General features: G+C 60.0%; 2 protein-coding genes. One reads left to right on the top strand and one right to left on the bottom strand.

From position 1 onward, the window contains the following. Positions 1-88: 88 nt before the first annotated feature. A complete protein-coding gene (locus IBX54_RS14200; RefSeq protein WP_296543306.1) occupies positions 89-817 on the bottom strand; it encodes a phosphatase PAP2 family protein in 729 nt (242 codons plus the stop codon). Positions 818-950: 133 nt separating this feature from the next. On the opposite strand from IBX54_RS14200, the gene IBX54_RS14195 reads away from it, so the two are divergent. Further along, the gene (locus IBX54_RS14195) at positions 951-2,705 is read left to right on the top strand and encodes a phosphoethanolamine transferase (RefSeq protein WP_296543305.1); all 1,755 of its coding nucleotides are present in this window, start codon (positions 951-953) and stop codon (positions 2,703-2,705) included. Positions 2,706-2,717 lie beyond the last annotated feature (12 nt).

Below are 2,717 nucleotides of genomic sequence, written 5' to 3'. Positions count from 1 at the left end.
CCGCCTCTGGAGATTTTGCGCGGCATTTTAAAGGCGGTGAGGCGACGCGTGAATGTACCGCGCTAGGCGCGCCTGCGCGGTCGAATGGTTACCAACGAGCGACGAAAACTTGCTTGCCAAGTGCCTCGAACACCCGGTGGTTAACGACTGCAACGGTCCAGCAAATCCAGCTGGTCCACAGCGTGTGGCTGGGGTAGTGCGCGCCGCGCAAGGTTTGCGCCAATCCAAACACCAGTCCCAAAAAAAGCGCCATCAACAATAGCCATTGACCTCTGCGACGCAGGCTTGCGTTGTCTGAAAACAGCCACGGCAAGGCCAGCGCGATGAACGCCAAGGCAGAGGAGGCATGGCCCGCTGGAAAGCAACGCCCGGACCCGCCATCGCGGGCGCCCCAAGTCCAATGTGACACATAACTCGCCTTGCCGCCAAAATCCTGCAAGTCCCAGGGGCAACTGGTCAAGCTGAAGTGCTTCAGGGTGCTGACTGCCAGCAATGACAGCAAAATGCCAAGCACGATCTCGATGCGCTGCCATCGTTGCAGCCCACGAAACCAGCCTGCGGGCCACCAATTCATGACCATCAGCGCAATAAACACCATGCCAGCCAATTGCCGGGCGCGGGTGTGAAGCACTTCTGCCAGCCACCAGTTGTCACGCAGGGCAAAACCTTGCGCATTGGCCAAGCGCTGCATCACGGCCAGGTCCAGCCCCGACGCGTCCCAAATCAGCAGACCGATCAGAGCTGCCCCGGTGATCAGGGCTGGAGATAAGGGAACTGCCCGATGACACAGTGTGGACGAGGTAGGTGGCGCGTGCATGGTGCCTAAAGGATCTGGGTTTTTTGGCGGGTGCCTTGATTTGGCAAATGGATTATGGGCAAGCTTGGGTTAACGCTGCGTTAACTCTGGACCTGAATAATAATGACCTCTTTACTTTGCACGGCGCCGCTTCATGACCCTTTCGATCACTTTCCCCCGTCCGCTTCACCCGGGTCTCATGTCGCTGGTATTGGCCCTTTGGTTGAGCACGGTTGGCAATACGCCGCTGTGGTTGGCCATGCTTGGCTTGCCTGAGTCGAGCTACCCCAGTGCCTGGCTTGGCATTGCAGGCTTTGGCGTGGTGGTGTTGGCCGCGACGGTGGCATTGTTGAGCTTGGTGGTCTGGCCCATGTGGCGCAAACCCGTCGGGCTGGTGCTGCTGGCGGTCGCGGCAGGCAACAGCTACTTCATGTTCAGTTACGGCGTGGTCATCGACCCCGGCATGCTGGCCAATGTGGTGCAAACCGATGCGCGCGAGGCGCGCGACCTGCTGTCATGGTCGATGCTGCCGGTCATTATGCTGGGCGTCGTGTTGCCGGGTTGGTGGTGGTGGAAGCAACCGGCTCAGCAGATACCGGTCACATCCCTTGTGGTCAAGCAAATCGGCCAAGCCGTGCTGGCCACCTTGCTCATGCTGCTGATGGTCTGGCTGTCGTTTGAGAGCCTGGCCTCCACCATGCGCAATCACAAATCCTTGCGCTACATGGTCAACCCTTTCAACACGGTCTACGCGCTGACGCGTCTGGCGGTGGGCCAGACGGCGCACGCCAGCCAGGTCGTGCAGCCGATCGGCACAGACGCTACCCTGCCGGGCCAGGCCAGCGATGTCAGCGGATCACCTTTGGTGGTCTTGGTGGTAGGCGAAACGGCGCGCGCCGCCAACATCGGTTTGGCAGCTTATGCCCGTGACACCACGCCCCGCCTGAAGCAGCTGCAAGACCGTGGCGAATTGGTGTACTTTTCAGATGTGTCGTCCTGCGGCACCAACACCCAGGTGTCCGTACCCTGCATGTTTTCTGACTTGGGGCGCGCCGACTATGGAAAAGCCGACGCGCGGTTCGAGAATTTGCTCGATGTGGTGCAACGCGCGGGCATGGCGGTGTTGTGGCTGGACAACCAGTCAGGTTGCAAGGGGGTGTGTGACCGGGTGCCTCACGCCGACACCCGCGAACTCAAGGACCCTGAACTGTGCCCCGACGGCGAGTGCTTTGACGAAGAGATGTTGCGCGTACTGCCCGAGCGTCTGCGCCAGTTGGACCCGGTCCGGCGCGCCCGCGGCACCGTGGTGGTGATGCACCAGATGGGCAGCCACGGACCGGCCTACTACAAACGCACCCCCACTGACTTCAAAGTGTTCATGCCGGAGTGCCGCAGCAATGTGCTGCAAGCGTGTTCTGGCCAGGAGATCGTCAATGCCTATGACAACTCGCTGCGTTATACCGACCACTTTCTGGGTCAGACCGTGGCGTGGCTGAAAAACCAAAAGCGCCCGACGGCGCTGGTATATGTCTCCGACCACGGCGAATCCTTGGGTGAAAAAGGTTTGTATTTGCATGGCATGCCCTACGCTTTTGCACCTATGGAGCAGACCAAGGTGCCGATGGCAGTTTGGTTGTCTCAACCCATGCTGGGCCGTCTGGGTTGGGACAAATCGTGCTGGCTTGAGCAGGCCAGGCAGCCCATAACCCATGACCACCTGTTCAGCTCGATGCTGTCTCTTGCCCAAGTGCAAACCCGTTTGTATCAGGCCAAGCTGGACGTTTTTTCAGCCTGCCCGTCAGGCCTGCGCCAGGCCCGAACCCTCGCGGGCCGACCCGGTACGACCACGCACGCAGCCACCCCTTCAACTAACTTTCATGATACGAGTGAGCAGCACCCCCGATCATGAAAGACACTACGA

Origin of the sequence: Rhodoferax sp. (genome assembly GCF_014859475.1) — a bacterium.
GTDB lineage: Bacteria > Pseudomonadota > Gammaproteobacteria > Burkholderiales > Burkholderiaceae_C > Rhodoferax.
Note: the sequence above shows the minus strand (reverse complement) of the source record. Positions and strands in the feature narration are given on the sequence as shown.

What these genes read in the sequence shown, in the direction of transcription:
- IBX54_RS14200 (WP_296543306.1), bottom strand. Translation starts at nt 817, where the DNA reads ATGCACGCGCCACCTACCTCGTCCACACTGTGTCATCGGGCAGTTCCC.
- IBX54_RS14195 (WP_296543305.1), top strand. Translation starts at nt 951, where the DNA reads ATGACCCTTTCGATCACTTTCCCCCGTCCGCTTCACCCGGGTCTCATG.